At 47.1% G+C, this 14,611-nt stretch carries 17 protein-coding genes; 12 read left to right on the forward strand and 5 right to left on the reverse strand.

Annotated elements, in window-relative coordinates:
• Nucleotides 1–64 precede the first annotated feature (64 nt).
• Nucleotides 65–508: a hypothetical protein gene (locus tag ACZ5N7_RS00470; protein ID WP_464656406.1), complete on the reverse strand. Its 444-nt coding sequence runs from the start codon at nucleotides 506–508 to the stop codon at nucleotides 65–67.
• A 272-nt stretch (nucleotides 509–780) separates the two neighbouring features.
• Here ACZ5N7_RS00470 and ACZ5N7_RS00475 point away from each other — a divergent pair, with 272 nt between their 5' ends.
• On the forward strand, nucleotides 781–1,023 hold the full coding sequence (locus ACZ5N7_RS00475) for a DUF4321 domain-containing protein (RefSeq protein WP_464656408.1): 243 nt from the start codon (nucleotides 781–783) through the stop codon (nucleotides 1,021–1,023).
• A gap of 125 nt (nucleotides 1,024–1,148) precedes the next feature.
• A complete protein-coding gene (locus ACZ5N7_RS00480) occupies nucleotides 1,149–1,946 on the forward strand; it encodes a Maf family protein (protein WP_464656410.1) in 798 nt (265 codons plus the stop codon).
• Nucleotides 1,947–2,213: 267 nt separating this feature from the next.
• Here ACZ5N7_RS00480 and ACZ5N7_RS00485 read toward each other — a convergent pair whose 3' ends face one another.
• The 3 genes from ACZ5N7_RS00485 to ACZ5N7_RS00495 are packed head-to-tail and all read right to left on the reverse strand — an operon-like array spanning nucleotide 2,214 to nucleotide 3,962.
• Complete coding sequence (locus ACZ5N7_RS00485) at nucleotides 2,214–2,414, reverse strand: asparaginase (protein WP_464659074.1); 201 nt, start codon at nucleotides 2,412–2,414, stop codon at nucleotides 2,214–2,216.
• A gap of 7 nt (nucleotides 2,415–2,421) precedes the next feature.
• Entirely contained in the window at nucleotides 2,422–2,664 is a 243-nt protein-coding gene (locus ACZ5N7_RS00490; RefSeq protein WP_464656412.1) for an asparaginase, read from the reverse strand.
• Nucleotides 2,598–3,962, reverse strand: coding sequence for a Mur ligase family protein (locus ACZ5N7_RS00495; RefSeq protein ID WP_464656414.1), 1,365 nt, complete (start codon nucleotides 3,960–3,962; stop codon nucleotides 2,598–2,600). The genes ACZ5N7_RS00490 and ACZ5N7_RS00495 overlap by 67 nt, the downstream gene beginning before the upstream one ends.
• 539 nt (nucleotides 3,963–4,501) lie before the next feature.
• Here ACZ5N7_RS00495 and ACZ5N7_RS00500 point away from each other — a divergent pair.
• The 10 genes from ACZ5N7_RS00500 to ACZ5N7_RS00545 are packed head-to-tail and all read left to right on the forward strand — an operon-like array spanning nucleotide 4,502 to nucleotide 14,313.
• Nucleotides 4,502–5,209, forward strand: a complete 708-nt coding sequence (locus ACZ5N7_RS00500; RefSeq protein ID WP_464656416.1) for a GntR family transcriptional regulator — start codon at nucleotides 4,502–4,504, stop codon at nucleotides 5,207–5,209.
• 33 nt (nucleotides 5,210–5,242) lie between these two features.
• Nucleotides 5,243–6,148 (forward strand): sugar phosphate isomerase/epimerase family protein, encoded by a 906-nt coding sequence (locus tag ACZ5N7_RS00505; RefSeq protein ID WP_464656418.1) that lies wholly within the window; start codon nucleotides 5,243–5,245, stop codon nucleotides 6,146–6,148.
• Between the two features lie 21 nt (nucleotides 6,149–6,169).
• Complete coding sequence (locus ACZ5N7_RS00510) at nucleotides 6,170–7,561, forward strand: sugar ABC transporter substrate-binding protein (RefSeq protein WP_464656420.1); 1,392 nt, start codon at nucleotides 6,170–6,172, stop codon at nucleotides 7,559–7,561.
• 3 nt (nucleotides 7,562–7,564) lie between these two features.
• The gene (locus ACZ5N7_RS00515) at nucleotides 7,565–8,467 is read left to right on the forward strand and encodes a carbohydrate ABC transporter permease (protein ID WP_464656422.1); all 903 of its coding nucleotides are present in this window, start codon (nucleotides 7,565–7,567) and stop codon (nucleotides 8,465–8,467) included.
• 32 nt (nucleotides 8,468–8,499) lie between these two features.
• Nucleotides 8,500–9,330 (forward strand): carbohydrate ABC transporter permease, encoded by an 831-nt coding sequence (locus ACZ5N7_RS00520; RefSeq protein ID WP_464659076.1) that lies wholly within the window; start codon nucleotides 8,500–8,502, stop codon nucleotides 9,328–9,330.
• 12 nt (nucleotides 9,331–9,342) lie between these two features.
• The gene (locus ACZ5N7_RS00525; protein WP_464656424.1) at nucleotides 9,343–10,488 is read left to right on the forward strand and encodes an ABC transporter ATP-binding protein; all 1,146 of its coding nucleotides are present in this window, start codon (nucleotides 9,343–9,345) and stop codon (nucleotides 10,486–10,488) included.
• Nucleotides 10,488–11,336, forward strand: coding sequence for an HAD family hydrolase (locus ACZ5N7_RS00530; protein ID WP_464659077.1), 849 nt, complete (start codon nucleotides 10,488–10,490; stop codon nucleotides 11,334–11,336). Before ACZ5N7_RS00525 ends, ACZ5N7_RS00530 begins: the two co-directional genes overlap by 1 nt.
• A gap of 5 nt (nucleotides 11,337–11,341) precedes the next feature.
• On the forward strand, nucleotides 11,342–12,199 hold the full coding sequence (locus tag ACZ5N7_RS00535) for an MBL fold metallo-hydrolase (protein ID WP_464659078.1): 858 nt from the start codon (nucleotides 11,342–11,344) through the stop codon (nucleotides 12,197–12,199).
• Nucleotides 12,200–12,240: 41 nt separating this feature from the next.
• Complete coding sequence (locus tag ACZ5N7_RS00540) at nucleotides 12,241–12,960, forward strand: hypothetical protein (RefSeq protein ID WP_464656426.1); 720 nt, start codon at nucleotides 12,241–12,243, stop codon at nucleotides 12,958–12,960.
• Between the two features lie 18 nt (nucleotides 12,961–12,978).
• Complete coding sequence (locus tag ACZ5N7_RS00545) at nucleotides 12,979–14,313, forward strand: sulfatase-like hydrolase/transferase (RefSeq protein ID WP_464656428.1); 1,335 nt, start codon at nucleotides 12,979–12,981, stop codon at nucleotides 14,311–14,313.
• 150 nt (nucleotides 14,314–14,463) lie between these two features.
• Here the strand turns inward: ACZ5N7_RS00545 and ACZ5N7_RS00550 are convergent, their stop codons facing one another.
• Complete coding sequence (locus ACZ5N7_RS00550; RefSeq protein ID WP_464659080.1) at nucleotides 14,464–14,535, reverse strand: S-layer homology domain-containing protein; 72 nt, start codon at nucleotides 14,533–14,535, stop codon at nucleotides 14,464–14,466.
• Nucleotides 14,536–14,611 lie beyond the last annotated feature (76 nt).

Raw genomic sequence — 14,611 nt, forward strand, 5'->3', positions numbered from 1 at the left:
CAGGCCGCCTGAGGCAGCCTGACACTTCTAATGGAGAGTCACTTTGAAAATCCGGTTTGCACTTTTACTCGGCTTGTGACGGTACCCGAAACCATGCCGCCCAGAAGGGCTTCTTCTTCAAAGCCGGATGGCGCTGGGAGCGGGAGGTTCGGACATACTGCGACAAGTCGGCGGGCGGGACAGTTGCCATTGTGGTCACTGCACCCTGATCTTCCTCATCCGGCAGCTCCGAGGCGATGGCTACCTGCTCGCGCACCTGATACAGCTCATTCAGCTGCTGCTCCAGCTCATTCACCCGCACAGCAAGCTGAAGGTTCTGCTGCCGGAGCTCTTCGATCAGCTGCTGATGGAGCTTCAAAGAAAGCTTCGGCTTTTTGGACACTTCGTTCGGCTGCTCCTTTTCTTCCTCCGCTTGTTTTCCTTTGCTTGCTTCTTCCTGCTCTTCCGTTTGGCAAACAGCGGACACCAGTTCCTTTAGCTCGTGTTCATTCACAACCTTGCGTGCCATATTGTGCCTCCTTATATCAAAATGAAATCCGCGCGACAGGATGACAGTTTCATAACCTAGTTTCATAGTACAAAGGTTACTCTAAAGAAGCTGTCGAAGCCCGCTGTCAAACGTTCACTATCTTTCAAGGAACAGGCAAAATCACCGCGGAAACTGCAGGAACTTTAAACTCTAGCAGCATTTGACAATTTTCTAGCATTTTCGATTGTAACTGTTTTTGCGAGTCCGTATAATGAGAGAGGAACCAAGTTTTAGAACAGAGAGGCCCATCGATGAAAAAATCCAACCTGACGCTCATTATCTTTATCCTGATCGGATTGTTAGCCGGCGTTATTGCAGGCCAGCTGCTCGCTGCCGTCCCCTCAGTCTCTTTCCTTACCCATTCCGCACAAATTTCCTGGCATCCCAAGGCTGACCTTCAAGTCATCAATTATGACGTGGATTTGCAAATCCGTCTGAATCTGCTCACCATCCTGGGGATAGTTATCGCTGTCTGGCTTTATAGAAAAATGTAGTGTTCGGTCTTATTTCGGCCTGTGCCGCAAATATTGTAACATTGGAGATTTTTTCTGGTTTTAGGCCAAACTACGTATAGCTGCGATGGCAGTCTATCCCAAATAAAATTCCTTGGAGGAACCCTTTGTTGCACGAATCCCAATCTGTAAACCCAACTTTATATCTTGCTTCCGCCTCCCCCCGCCGCAGGGAATTGATCCGTGCCTTCCAGCTGCCTGTGGAATTGGTGGCTTCGAATGTGGATGAAACGGTCAGCGAAGCGCTTCAGCCCGCTCAAATTGTGGAGACGCTGTCACAGCGCAAGGCGAGAGCCTCTCTTGGTGCAGCCGCCGGGTTCGGCAAACCGGGAGCGGTGATCGGCTCGGACACCATTGTCGTGCTGGACGGCGAGGTGCTGGGCAAACCGAAGGACAGGGCGCATGCGGTGATAATGCTGTCCGCTCTGCAGGGAAGAAGCCACAGCGTATATACGGGAGTGTGCTGTATCGATGTGGAATCGCGCATCGAGAAAACGGCTCACAGCGCAACGACCGTACATATGAGAGCTTTGTCGCCTGCTCGAATACAGGCCTATATTGAGACCGGAGAACCTATGGATAAAGCCGGGGACTATGACACCACAATGCACCTTGGAGATATTGGTCAGTATCGTGTATTATCTGAGTCGGAAAACGGGATGCCCGAGGTAATTGTAGGACACACTGTAAGTAAAGTTACTTTTAGACCAATGAGTGATGAAGAAATCAGGGCGTATATAAATACAGGCGAGCCACTTGATAAAGCTGGAAGTTACGGCGTACAGGGGCTAGGTGCTCTTTTTATTGAGAAAATCGAAGGTGATTTTTATAGTGTTATGGGTTTACCTTTGAACCTGCTTTACCAAATGTTATTAAAGTTTGGAATAAGTCCTTTTAACACATGATGTAGGGCTATTTGAGATCAAGGAGATCAAAGTGTGATGCAAATGAATTTTGCGAAAGTGCCGGGAAACTGGCACTTTCTTTTTATTTTCCGAGTTCTGCGTGACTGGTGAATAGTTTGAGTCAAATTTTTCACCAATGTCAGCATATCGTTGTTGATCTGAATTATAATTGATTGACAACCAAACAAAAAAGACCAAATCGGGTCACCTATTTGCTATCCAGTATGATCATCACATGATAGGTTTACTTTTTCAAGAAGGCCTGCTTTAAAAGTGTTTGATCAACTCGAATGTTGTTTCTATTACACCTGTCTCTTCTCCTCTATGGTTGTATTGCACCGGGCGGCGGAATGATTCCAACTCAGCCAACTCGTTTTTCTCCAAGACGCCAAGCTGCTTCAGGATTTCCACTGCCGCTGGATAGGCAGCCCTCGAATTGCCGTCGTCTACCTGCATACATATTCCTATTCCCTGTTTACGGAGTCATTCCATATACGCCTTCAGCCCCCGCCTTGGCAAGTACATTGCCCTTTGTAATTCCCGAATGAAGGAGGGGAATGGTCTGAACAAGCTTCAGAGATGAGCGGGTAAAAACTTTGGCTTCCGTATTGTCATAGCTATAAAGCAAATTCCCCTGGGCGTCCACGATGACTATGGAGCCTGTATGCGTGCTTTCTGTGACGGCTCCTCGTTTAACCACGGCAAGCATTGAGCCCATTTGTTTCTCCCCTCTTCTGCTATTAAGCTGCTTAAGTCCTTCTCTGTCGTGTTGCAGTTGATTTCCTTCAAGAATTGTTCGATTTTGTCAAATTCATCATATAAACACAGCACTATATCTCCCGGCTGGCTCATTTCCCAGGCTTTACGGCAAGCCTCATATTCCTCGGACACAATGGGCAGCCAACTTGCCGGAAGTCCGGCGCCCAAGGCCTCAGTCCGAATCAAATGAGCCACCTCCCGGGGTTTTCTGCCTCTTAAATCGGCGTCTTCTTTGATCACCAGAACATCCGAGAATTGAGACATTATTCTTGCCGACTGCCGGATCGCATCATCCTGGCGGTCTCCCGGCATGGAAGCCACTGTAATTAACCGTCTGCGAACCAGCGGGGCAAGCGTTTGATATATGGCTTGAAGCCCGGCCGGATTATGCGCAAAATCCACGATGACACAACGATCTTCACTCCTATACACATTTAACCTTCCTTTATTTTGTTCCGCCGAAAGTTGAAAGGTCATGATGGCGGTTCGCAGCTGTTTAAGGGGCTTTCCGGCAGCATGTGCTGCCGCAAGGGAAGCAAGCGCGTTTGCAATATTATATTGGGCCAATCCATTAAGGGTAATGGGAATGCCGGCCGCTTTCATGAACCGTGTGAAGGATCCGTTATGATGGCAAACAATGTCGCCATTAGAAATGAACCAAACTGTCTTTCCTTTGCTGATGGCTTCCTTTATCACCGGATTGTCCGCTTTCAGAGAAAAGAAAACGACTTTTCCTTTCGTGTGCGAGGCCATTCGGACGCACCAGGGGTCGTCCGCATTGAGGATACAATGGCCGTCAGGCAGCACCGCTTCTGCCACGATACGTTTGACCCGCCATAAATCCTCGAGACTCTCGACCTCGGCCTTACCCAAATGGTCATCACTGACATTATTCACGATGCCAATATTGCAATGCTGGAACGCCAGCCCTTCACGCAACATGCCGCCCCGGGCCGTTTCCAAAACGGCCACGTCGACTCTCGGGTCGGACAGCACCCTACGGGCGCTCTTGGGGCCGCTGCAGTCACCACGGTCCACCCACTCGCCGTCGATTCGCACGCCGTCCGAATCCGTTTGGCCGACAATGATTCCCGGCTGACGCATAAAGTGTGCGACGAGTCGGCTCGTTGTGGTTTTTCCGTTCGTTCCTGTCACGGCAATAATCGGTATGGAGGCTTGTTCTCTGCTGCCGAACAGGTAGTCGATAATCGCAGCGCCTGCATCGCGTGGCTTGCCATGGGCCGGATAAAGATGCATCCGGATTCCGGGAGCCGCATTCAATTCAAACGATTGCGCAGGTGAAGAGCTACAGCTAACGAGGCTTCATCTTCCTAAGAGACCAGAATAAAACTTCCTGTCGTGCCGAAAGTTAAAACAGACGAGCGCTCCGGCAATTGAATGCGGTGAGATTCCTACGAAATCGTTGCAGACATTATCAAATCGTAACCTATTGCATAAATATAAAAAAGGCTTCTCAAGATGATCTGTTCATCTGCGGAGCCTTTTTTTTTGATTTGTTATAGAAAAAAAGTCATTGCTTAAATTGAACTAGACAAAATAATCAGCACATGAGGTAGTTTTGACTCTGATTACAACGATAATAGGGGAAATTCTTACCAATACCCCACTACAATTCACTAACTAATTAAATATTTGACTAGACAAATTTACAATACTTTAACGTACAAATGATTTTTTTTGCGTTTTTATTAATATTGTTCGAATACATATCACCTACAATAAAATTATCAACTCGATGGAACAGAAACCTTTTGAAAGGTGTTGAAGTTGTTTGAATGATCAAATATGAAGAGATCAGCAGAGCGATAGCGGCTGAAATTGATCAGAATGTGTTTGCTGAGGGAGAAAAATTGCCTACGGAAAAAGAATTGGCAGCACGTTTTCTTGTAAGCCGTGAAACCATTCGCAAAGCGCTTAAGCATCTGATCGAAATTGGCAAGGTGAACAGCGTTCAGGGCTCGGGCTATTATGTTCGCCGCGACAGCTTTCATATGATAAGCACGATAAATAAATATTCCAGCATTACGGATCTGATCCGGAACGCGAATTTGAATGAAGGGGATTTGGAGGTTCAGATTTTTAAAAGAAGACCGAACGAGGAAGAGATCCGCTTGTTGAATATTAATAAGCAGGATGCTGTGTTTATTCTTGACCGGATCCGAACGGCGGACGGCGAATCGATTGTGTATTCGCAAAATATTTTGCCGCAGAGTATCGTGGGACAAGACTTTCCCGACCGTTTCGAGCCAGGCTCCCTTTCCAAATGCCTTGAAATCAAATACGGCATCAGTATTGTCGAATCACTAATGGAAATTCGAGCGGTGCAGGAAGAGGATATGCTTCCGTACCGTTTGAAACAAAGCGGTTCACCGCTTCTGAAGTTTATTCAAGTGCATTACGATGACAAAGCGAATCCGATTTTCATTTCGTACGACTATATGAGAAACGACTTGATCCGGTTTTATGTCCGGAGAACAAAATGATGAAACATCAGAAGCAGAAAGGATGGAGCTCTAGTGGAGTTTAAAGGCATCGGCATGACCTGCCACGGCCCGAGCTTGGAAGGAAACCTTGAAAAATTTGAAGCAAGATTGAGCGATTTTCAAAAAATCGGAGTCGATTACGTTGAACTGCCCTCTCACGGATTGGATATCATTTTAAACGGAAAGTTCAATTCGTTCAGATTGGACAAAACATTGGACATTTTAAAAAAGTTCGACTTCAACTATGCGGTTCATCCGTTCAACGACCTGAATTTATTTGATACGGAAGGACTCGACAAACAGCGTGAAATATTCCTCCGGAATTTGGAGTTCGCTTATATGGTCGGAGCGGAGGTGCTGGTCTATCATGCCGGCGTCCGCTTGCCCCAGGATGAACACAGGCCTATGGATGAGCTACTGGAAATAGAGCGCGAAGAGTTATACCGATTGGGGCAGAAGGCCAAAGAGCTGGGAGTCAACATTGCCGTTGAAAACTCGAATCCTACTTTAAGGGATGTCCAATCCGATCAATTACACAATTCCGGCATGTTTCTGGACCGGTTGTATGAACAGGTTAGAAGCGTGAACCATCCAAATGTCGGAATCTGCCTCGATTACGGCCATGCTTATTTATCCGCAAACTACAATGGCTTTGATTTCGTGTCGTCGGTCAGACAAATTATGCCTTTAGTGAATCATTTGCACGTTCATGACAATTTCGGCGTCGTTTCCAAAACGGACCGTTCGTATATGGACCAATATCATCATGGAGAAGGCGACCTTCATCTGCCCGTTGGCTGGGGAACCATTCCGTATGACGAACTATTCCAGATGGAGAGCAAGCCGGTGATCTGTTTGGTTGAGCTTAAGCCTCGGTATGAGCAGGATATGGTCCGGTGTATCGATGACATAAAGAAATTATTGAATAACCAAAATTAACATAAGGTGGATGAGATAAAGATGATGCGTTCTGGTAAAACCAAAGGGATCTTTTCACTGGTAGTTGCGGTGGCGCTCGCGACGACCGGTTGTGCAAGCTCAAAAAGCCAGGATAAGACCGGAGCTGCGGACACAGCTTCTGCAATCGAGACTGTTGACATTAAAGCCGCTGGCTGGCGTGCTTCTACTGCACCGTACACTTTAAGCAATATTGAAAAAGCCGCCGACAATGTGAATAAACAGCTGGAGCAGGAAAAATCAAAATATCGCATCAAGGTCAGCACCGTTTCCAAACCGACAAGCGAAAGCTTGAACCAATTTTTCACTTTCTCGTCCAAGTCCGGAAATGCACCGGATATCGTAGATGTGGGATATACAAATATCGGCTGGCTGGCAAAAAGCGGCTACATTCTCCCGTTGGACGGCATTGAGAAGGAGAGCGTGTTTAAAAACCTGATGCCCGGCTATTGGAATCCGGTGACTTGGGACAAGCATATTTGGGGTGTGATTCAGGATACGGAAGCAAGGCCTGTATTCTACAACAAAGATGTACTCAAGAAAATGGGCTGGAAAGATCAGCAGATCGCCGAGCTCCCCAAAAAGGTAGAAGCGGGAGAATTCACGCTGGAAGAGATGAACAAGCTTGCAAAACAAGCCGTGGATCAAAAGCTGGTTACTTATGGGTTCTTGCATCATACCGGAGAACGCGATGTGGCGATGCTATTTTTCAACCAAGGCACTCAGTTTTACGATGCTGAGAAAAATCAATATGTCCTGGATAAAGCGAATACACTTGCTACGTTCCAATCATTAAAACAGATGGTTGATGAAAAAATACTGCCGTCTTCCATGATGTCTATCTCCACGGATGACCGGCTTAAAGCGATGGTGAATGGAACGACGCTTTTCATGGGTGGAGGCATTTGGGAAGAGGCGAAATGGCGCCAACAGGACCTTCATAAAGAGCTCGGTAAAGTATCCAGCGAGTGGATTATGCAGCACATCGGCGTTATGCTGCTGCCTCCAAGCAAAAATGGCGGCAAACCAGTCACAGTCTCCGGTCCGTACAGTTACGTGGTCAGCAAGAGCACCAAGCATCCTGACTTAGCCAAACGTCTTTTGGTTGCTGTTTCCGCACCGGAATTCCAAAAAGCACATGCAGTGCAAAGCTCTCATATTCCGTTTACGAAAGAAGGACAGGAGCTTGTTAAAGATAACGCTTGGTTAAATACCGTCAGTTATATGACAAATTATTCCCAGTTCGTTCCGAATCATCCGGATGAGCCGAAAACAGAGAAAATATATAAAGAAGCTGTCCGCAATGTGGAAACAGGCGCAATGCAGCCGGAGCAAGCCGTGCAATGGATGGAACAGCAGATGAAGCTTGAACTTGGAACGATTACGGTGAAATAACCGATGAATGGACTATGGACCAAAATAAAAGAGCACGGAATGAATGGGATCATGCTGATCCCATTCATGTTTAATCAATACGTATTGTTTCTCGCCACGGCTGTCATGGTCATTGTCATTGCTTTTACTTCCATGGATGCTTCGATGAACTGGAATTACAATGGACTTGTCAATTTCCGCAAAGCCTTGATCGATCCCAAAATCGGTCTCATAGTAATGAACACAGCATTGTTCGTTGTGATGACGCTATTGTTTAAAGTGGTATGGGGATTCATTATCGCCGTTACGACGACCTACTATATTCAGAACAAGAAGCTTGGAGTCTGGTTCCGTACGATTTGGCTGCTGCCCCGGGTTTCGCCCGGCGTGGTAGAAGCATTATTGTGGACGTGGATATTCAGCTCAAGTGAATACGGTGTGCTGAACAGCCTAATGCATATGTTCTACGGTTCAGCGCCTGTGGCGTGGCTGGACAAGTACCCGTTGCTGATCAATATCATGTTGGCAGGAGTTATGGGCTCTTCTTTATCGATGGTCGTGCTTTCTTCCGCTATGCAGTCCGTGGATAAAACATATTTTTATGTAGCTAAAGTCGACGGTGCATCAGAATGGAGTATTTTGCGAAATTTGATTGTGCCTTTCTTACGCTGGCCGATTATGTTTTTGATGATTTGGCAGGGGCTTGCGTTGTTAACGAGCTACGAATCGATCCTTCTGTTGACGGACGGCGGTCCGAACTACCGGACGGAGACGTGGGCGTTATATGCATTTCATAAAGCATTTGCAACCACGGATTTCGGGTATGGTTCCGCCATTGCTTTGTTTATACTGCCTGTCGTGTTTATCGTTATGTTCCTCGCTTACCGTGTATTTGGCTTCCATAAGCTGATGAACAGCATCAAATAGGTGAAAGAAAAGAGGTATATCCATTGAACAGGATGAGCCGGTTTAAGATGGGCTTGCCCAACGCCTTGTCCATCGTCTTAATGACGGTCACTTCCTTGCCGTTATTGTTTCTTTACGTATGGATGGTGCTGATCTCGTTTAGCGATGGGATGGCCGGGGGCATTACTCCGAAAGGCTTTACTTTACAAAATTGGAGCTTTCTTTGGTCCAACTTTGAAGTGAACGGCTTCAAATATCCGAACATATGGCATGTTTTTGGAAACAGCTTCCTCATTGCGGCGGGCACGTCGATCATTGAAGTGACAGCCAGTTTGATGGCGGGTTATGTCCTGTCGCGGGGAAATTTCCCGGGCAGCAAGTTTTTGCTTCAATCCACTTTGCTGACGCATGCCTTCCCGGCGATTACGGGTCTGATCGCCGCTTTCTATATTTTGAAATCGGTGGGGTTGCTCAATACCCTGATCGGAATCGTTTTGCTCAAGGCTTTTGCCGGAATCGGGATGTCGACATGGATCATTAAAGGTTTTTTTGATGAAGTTCCAAAGCAGTTGGAATGGGCAGCCAGCATCGACGGCAGCGGCAGGCTGAAAGCTTTTTTTCAAATCTATATTCCAAACGTTTGGCCCGGAATTGTAGCGATCTCGCTGTTCGCTTTTTTAAGCGGTTGGGGTGAGTATGTAATGGTGTCGGTGTTCATTTTTGACGATCGCTTCTATACACTGTCCATCATTCTCAGAGGTTTGTTCACGCAGGAATTCACCGGCAGCTACGGGATCGTTATGGCTCTCGCCGTATTTTATATGATTCCGTGCCTTATTCTTTATTTGTTCTCCCAGCAGGCATTAATGAAAATGAAAATGTAAGAGGTGACATCGATGCGGGTAGAGCTCCGCGATGTATATAAGAAATACGATATAGATACGCCAACAGTAAAACAATTGAATTTGAGCATCGCAGATGGTGAGCTCGTGACCATTCTGGGACCGAGCGGCTGCGGTAAATCAACCACACTGCTGATGATTGCGGGCATTTATCCGGTGAGCGAAGGGGAGGTACTGTTTGATGGAAAGCCTATGAACGGCGTAGCGCCCAAAGACCGCAATATCGGTATGGTTTTTCAAAACTCCGCCCTTTATCCGAACATGAATGTGCAGCAAAACATCGCGTTTCCTCTTAAGAACAAAAGCGTTCCAAAGAAGCAGAGACTGGCCGATGCTGCGGACGCCGCGAAGCGGGTTCAAATGGCTGAATACCTGACACGCAAACCAAACCAACTGTCAGGTGGGCAGCAGCAGCGTGTCGCTATTGCCAGAGCGATCGTCAAGAAGCCCGGGCTGCTGCTTCTGGATGAGCCGCTTTCCAGTTTGGACGCCAATTTGCGGATCAACATGCGCGAAGAAATCCGCAGGCTGCAGAAGGAGCTGGGGATCACTACTGTGATGGTGACCCATGATCAAGAAGAAGCTCTTACGATGTCAGACAAAATCGCTGTTATGAACGCAGGCGTGCTCCTGCAATTCGGTACTCCGGAGGAATTGTACAATGCTCCTGCGAACTGGTTTGTTGCTCAATTTCTGGGCATGCCGGTACTGAACGAGCTGCAGTGCCAATGGGAGACCACCGGACGGAGCATAAGACTGACGGACACCGGTGAAACCATACCTCTGCCCTTGAGCGAGAGGACGGATCGAGAATTTATTCAGAGAGAGCAGCGCATTCGTTGGGCGTTTCGTCCCCATCAAGTCCGTCTTGTCACCGAACAACCTGATCCGCAAGAAGCATATCTAAAGGGGAAAGTCATTTTTACCGAGTTCACGGGAAGAGAAAAAATGGCTCATATTGAGGTCGGACAATCAGTAGTTAGAGGGTATGCGGATGCAAATGCTGCAATACGGGAGGGGCAGAACGTCTGGTTCAAGGTCAGCGGAAACTGTTATTTGTTCGATTATGAAACCGGACAGAGCCTGTATCGTGAACTTAAATGGGATGACCTTCCTCAAAAAGGGAGAATGCAGGCTTGATGACTAATCCAATCCGCTGGATTTTTTCCGACCTCGATGGCACCTTATTGGATTCAAAGCAGCAAATCTCAGAGGATTTAATTGGCCGCATCAAACAATTTACGCAGCGGGGGGGCCGTTTCTCTTTCGCAACCGGCAGAACCTTAGCTGGAGTGCTGCCTTTTATCCGCACGCTCAACCTGACATCTCCGCTGATTTTGTACAATGGAGCCAAAATATACGACCCGGTAAAAGATGTTTTTATTATGGAACACTTTCTTCCTGCAGAATCGGTCTCCCATGCATTGCAAATATACTTGTCCTTGGGAAAATCGCTTGGCCTGGACCTGCTTGTATTTTATAAGGAGCACGTTTATTGTTCGGAATTGTCCGAAGCGGTAAAGCGCCACATGATGAAAGATAAGGTAGAAATCACGGTCAAACCGTTTAACTGGTTTTATGAAATTACCGATGCGGTGAACAAACTGATGCTCATTGGCCCGCCAGATGCGATAGCGCAGTTTCAACTGCATACAGAGCAGCTCAATACGGTACAGTCAGAACCGATCTATTTGGAAATTTTGCCGCCCAATATCAACAAAGGTATCGCTCTTCTTCACCTCATTGATCTAGTGTATGGAAATCCCGATGAATTTATCGCTGTCGGCGACAATTTAAACGATTTGGAGATGGTCGGCATGCTTCGGCACGGAGTGGCGGTCTGTAACGCCCATCCCACATTGAAGAATGCGGCAGCGTGGGTCACTGTACGAAGTAATGATGAGAATGCGCTTGTCGAAGTGATTGATTATGCAGAGAGCGCGGGGGCCAGCCGTTTCATTTTAACAAAAGGGGGGATGAGTGAGTGAAATCTATGTTCTTGGGCACTAGTGCCGGGGAGGCGATACCCAGTATTTTTTGCCGGTGTGACTATTGTCAGCAAGCGAGAAGGATCGGTGGAAAAAACATCCGCAGCCGCACTTCTTTTCGGATTGACGCCAAGCATCAGATCGACTTCAGTCCGGATTCCTTTTATCAAATGATGAAGCATGGCTTAGACGTATTCGAACTCGAGCATCTTCTGATTACACACACGCATAAGGATCATTTTGATTTGGCGGAAATATTGCTGAAAGAATATGCTGTTAAGACGAAGGAGCAGCCTTTAAATATTTATTTAAGCCCGGAAGCCGCAGGTTGGGCAGAAACGCTGCTTGAGAGATACTCCGTTAACTATACGGCGGAGCATAAGAAAGCTGTTGAGCAGATGTTTCGTTTCATAGTAGTGCAGCCTTTTCAACCCTTTCAAGCCGGCGATTTGACGGTGACGCCATTGAAAGGAAATCATCGCGCGTTTGGTGCTGGGGAATATGCCCACAACTATCTGATCACATTAAATGATGGCAAGAACTTGTGTTATGCAAGTGACACGGGTTGGTACGGAGAACAAACATGGGGGTTTCTGACAGGGAAAAAGACGGATATTCTGATCATGGAATGCACGTATGGGGGAAGGGATGACCGGGGGCTGTATGTCAATCAACATTTGGACATCCCCAATTTTGTGCTGATGCTGGACAAGATGTCAGCTATCGGTTTTATCGATGGAAATACAAAAATTTATGCTACACATATAAACCACAAACAGCCTTATTTGCATGATGAGCTGCAGGAGGCATTCCATCAAACCGGTTATAACGTTACCGTCGCTTACGACGGCTTATGCATTTAATACGACGCTCAAAGTTACAAGACATGATTCAGGAGGACCGCATGCCTAAATTTGCCGTTTATTTTATTCCTCGTCAAGAGGAACTGTTTTATCGGTTGGGCTCGTCCATGTTAGGATACGATGTTCGCTCAGGCACAAGCGTAGAATTGGCACAGGAAGTAAAGAGCGTCGTAAAGGATTTTGATGCGAATTGGACCCGGCTTTCAAGCCCATACGGACTGCATGTTACCATCGGACCGGCCGTTGATTTTCATTTGAGGGATCTTCACCGCATTGAAACCGAATTGCAAGACATCATTGGCTGTCTAAATCCTGAAACTCCTTTCGAGTTGCAAAAAAATGAAGAGAATTTTATTACTTTTTTCGGAGAAAACCGGCAATCCGCAGTATTGCGTTATGATGCAAATGATGTCTTAAAAATGTTTCACACACTCGTTATTGCCCGTCTCAATCCTTTAGGAACAGGCACCCGGGAATTGAGAGGTTATTTGCAAAATCCCGTTTTAACGGAAGGTCAGCAGTTTGCAGCAAACCGTCTGCTTAAGTTTTATTACAAAGAAATATTGGACCAATGGCATCCGCATTTTACGCTGCTCACTCCATATAACGGTGGCCGATATGCCGAATTAAGCGTTCAGCTTAACCAAATTTTTGGCGCGTTCACGGAATTTACCGTCGGTTCGGTTTGTCTGCTGCTGCAAATGAACGATGATGAGTCTTTTCAAATTTACAAAGAATTTGATCTTTCTTGGAGAACTTAGCGGAAGGGGGAAGAAGCGATGGCACGCCGTCCCAATATATTGTATCTTATGAGCGACCAGCACCGTGCGGATGTAACAGGCTATTCAGGCAATGCGGTTGTAAGGACGCCGACATTGGACAAACTGGCTGAAACAGGCATTATCTTCCAGAACGCTTACTGCCCGAGTCCCATATGTGTTCCTGCTCGGCAATCTTTGATGGCGGGTCAGCTTCCCCGTACGTGCGGCTGCGATGTGCAGGGACAAGATTTGCAGCCTGGACATATGACGTTTGCGCGCAGGCTGGCCCAATACGGCTATCAAACCGTGCTGTGCGGGCAAAATTTCCATTTTGGCTTGGATATTATGCAGGGGTGGACCAAATTGCTCGGATTAGCCAACGCAGAACTGACAGAGGGCCGGGTGGAAGAAGAATACGCCAAATTTGCGAAGCCGCTGAATCGCAATGAAGTGGAGCATATTCAGCGTGCCGGCATCGGCCGCGGCTATCAGGTGGTTCGAGATGAGTATACGCTGCAGGGTGCCTTGGACCTTATTAATGAATATTTTAACAGCCCTTATGACGATCGAGTGAATGAGCGCCCTATTCTGCTGAAGGTTGTTTTTGCTCAACCGCATTATCCCTTCACGGCGGAAGAGAATAAATTCAACTATTACATGAATAGAGTGGAGCCGTTCTTGGCACAACACGTGTCTGATCACCCAATGCTCGGCAAAAATCTGGTTAGGCCCGGTGTTGACGTGTCGGAGCGGGACCTTCGAAGGGCCACCGCAGCCTATTATGCAATGGTAGAAACGATGGACGGATATTGCCGCAGCATTCTGGATGCGTTGGAACAAGCCGGACAAAACCTCGATGATTGGATTATTATCTACAGCGGTGACCATGGAGAAATGCTTGGTGAACATGGTCGCTGGTGGAAGGGTAATTTTTATGAGGCTAGCGTAAAGGTTCCTTTGATTATACGGTGGCCGAAACGGTTTTCCGGAGGCAAGGTCAGTTTGGAAAATGTAAACCTGTATGATCTATTTCCGACATTGTGTGATTTGACGAATATTCCTGTTCCGGACGGTCTGGACGGCCGCAGTTTAGTGCCGCTTATGGAAGGGACGGGGCAATGGTATAACGAAACGATTTCGCAATATTTCTTCGGCCAGGTGATGATAAAGAGGGATCATTTGAAATACCAATATTACGGTCCGGATTATACTGAAGTTTTGTTTGATTTGGAGAGCGATCCTCTGGAGACGATCAATCAGATCAATGAAAAAAGGTTTGCAGCTGAAATTGAATATTTTCGAGCGCGGCGTGGTGAGATGGGTTATGGGCCACTTCATAATACGGTAAAATAGGGGGGCAGCAATTCCACTCCTCCGTCAATCCGAGTTACTGCGTTATAAACAAGGGCACCCATTGAGGGCGCCCTAATATTTTAACTTCACTGCTTGTGCAGGCGGAATCAGCTACAGCTTTTTGATCACATTATAAACGACCTGGGCGGCTTACGCGCGAGTAGCGTTTTCCTTAGGGGCAAAGCCTGTGTCTGTGCGACCGACCATGAGGCCCGATTGCACCGCTGCGTCAAAGGGCTGGTCTGGCCCAAGCGCTCATCTCCTGGCTGTCGTTGAAGGAGGAAGCAGGCGCATCCAG

It is taken from the genome of Paenibacillus sp. JCM 18996 (assembly GCF_055392555.1).

Bases quoted from the DNA above. Each gene is read 5' to 3' on its own strand.
- ACZ5N7_RS00545 (WP_464656428.1), top strand. From the start codon at position 12,979: ATGGCACGCCGTCCCAATATATTGTATCTTATGAGCGACCAGCACCGT.
- ACZ5N7_RS00515 (WP_464656422.1), top strand. From the start codon at position 7,565: ATGAATGGACTATGGACCAAAATAAAAGAGCACGGAATGAATGGGATC.
- ACZ5N7_RS00475 (WP_464656408.1), top strand. From the start codon at position 781: ATGAAAAAATCCAACCTGACGCTCATTATCTTTATCCTGATCGGATTG.
- ACZ5N7_RS00495 (WP_464656414.1), bottom strand. From the start codon at position 3,962: ATGCATCTTTATCCGGCCCATGGCAAGCCACGCGATGCAGGCGCTGCG.
- ACZ5N7_RS00520 (WP_464659076.1), top strand. From the start codon at position 8,500: ATGAGCCGGTTTAAGATGGGCTTGCCCAACGCCTTGTCCATCGTCTTA.
- ACZ5N7_RS00530 (WP_464659077.1), top strand. From the start codon at position 10,488: ATGACTAATCCAATCCGCTGGATTTTTTCCGACCTCGATGGCACCTTA.
- ACZ5N7_RS00525 (WP_464656424.1), top strand. From the start codon at position 9,343: ATGCGGGTAGAGCTCCGCGATGTATATAAGAAATACGATATAGATACG.
- ACZ5N7_RS00490 (WP_464656412.1), bottom strand. From the start codon at position 2,664: ATGGGCTCAATGCTTGCCGTGGTTAAACGAGGAGCCGTCACAGAAAGC.
- ACZ5N7_RS00500 (WP_464656416.1), top strand. From the start codon at position 4,502: ATGATCAAATATGAAGAGATCAGCAGAGCGATAGCGGCTGAAATTGAT.
- ACZ5N7_RS00510 (WP_464656420.1), top strand. From the start codon at position 6,170: ATGATGCGTTCTGGTAAAACCAAAGGGATCTTTTCACTGGTAGTTGCG.
- ACZ5N7_RS00540 (WP_464656426.1), top strand. From the start codon at position 12,241: ATGCCTAAATTTGCCGTTTATTTTATTCCTCGTCAAGAGGAACTGTTT.
- ACZ5N7_RS00535 (WP_464659078.1), top strand. From the start codon at position 11,342: ATGTTCTTGGGCACTAGTGCCGGGGAGGCGATACCCAGTATTTTTTGC.
- ACZ5N7_RS00470 (WP_464656406.1), bottom strand. From the start codon at position 508: ATGGCACGCAAGGTTGTGAATGAACACGAGCTAAAGGAACTGGTGTCC.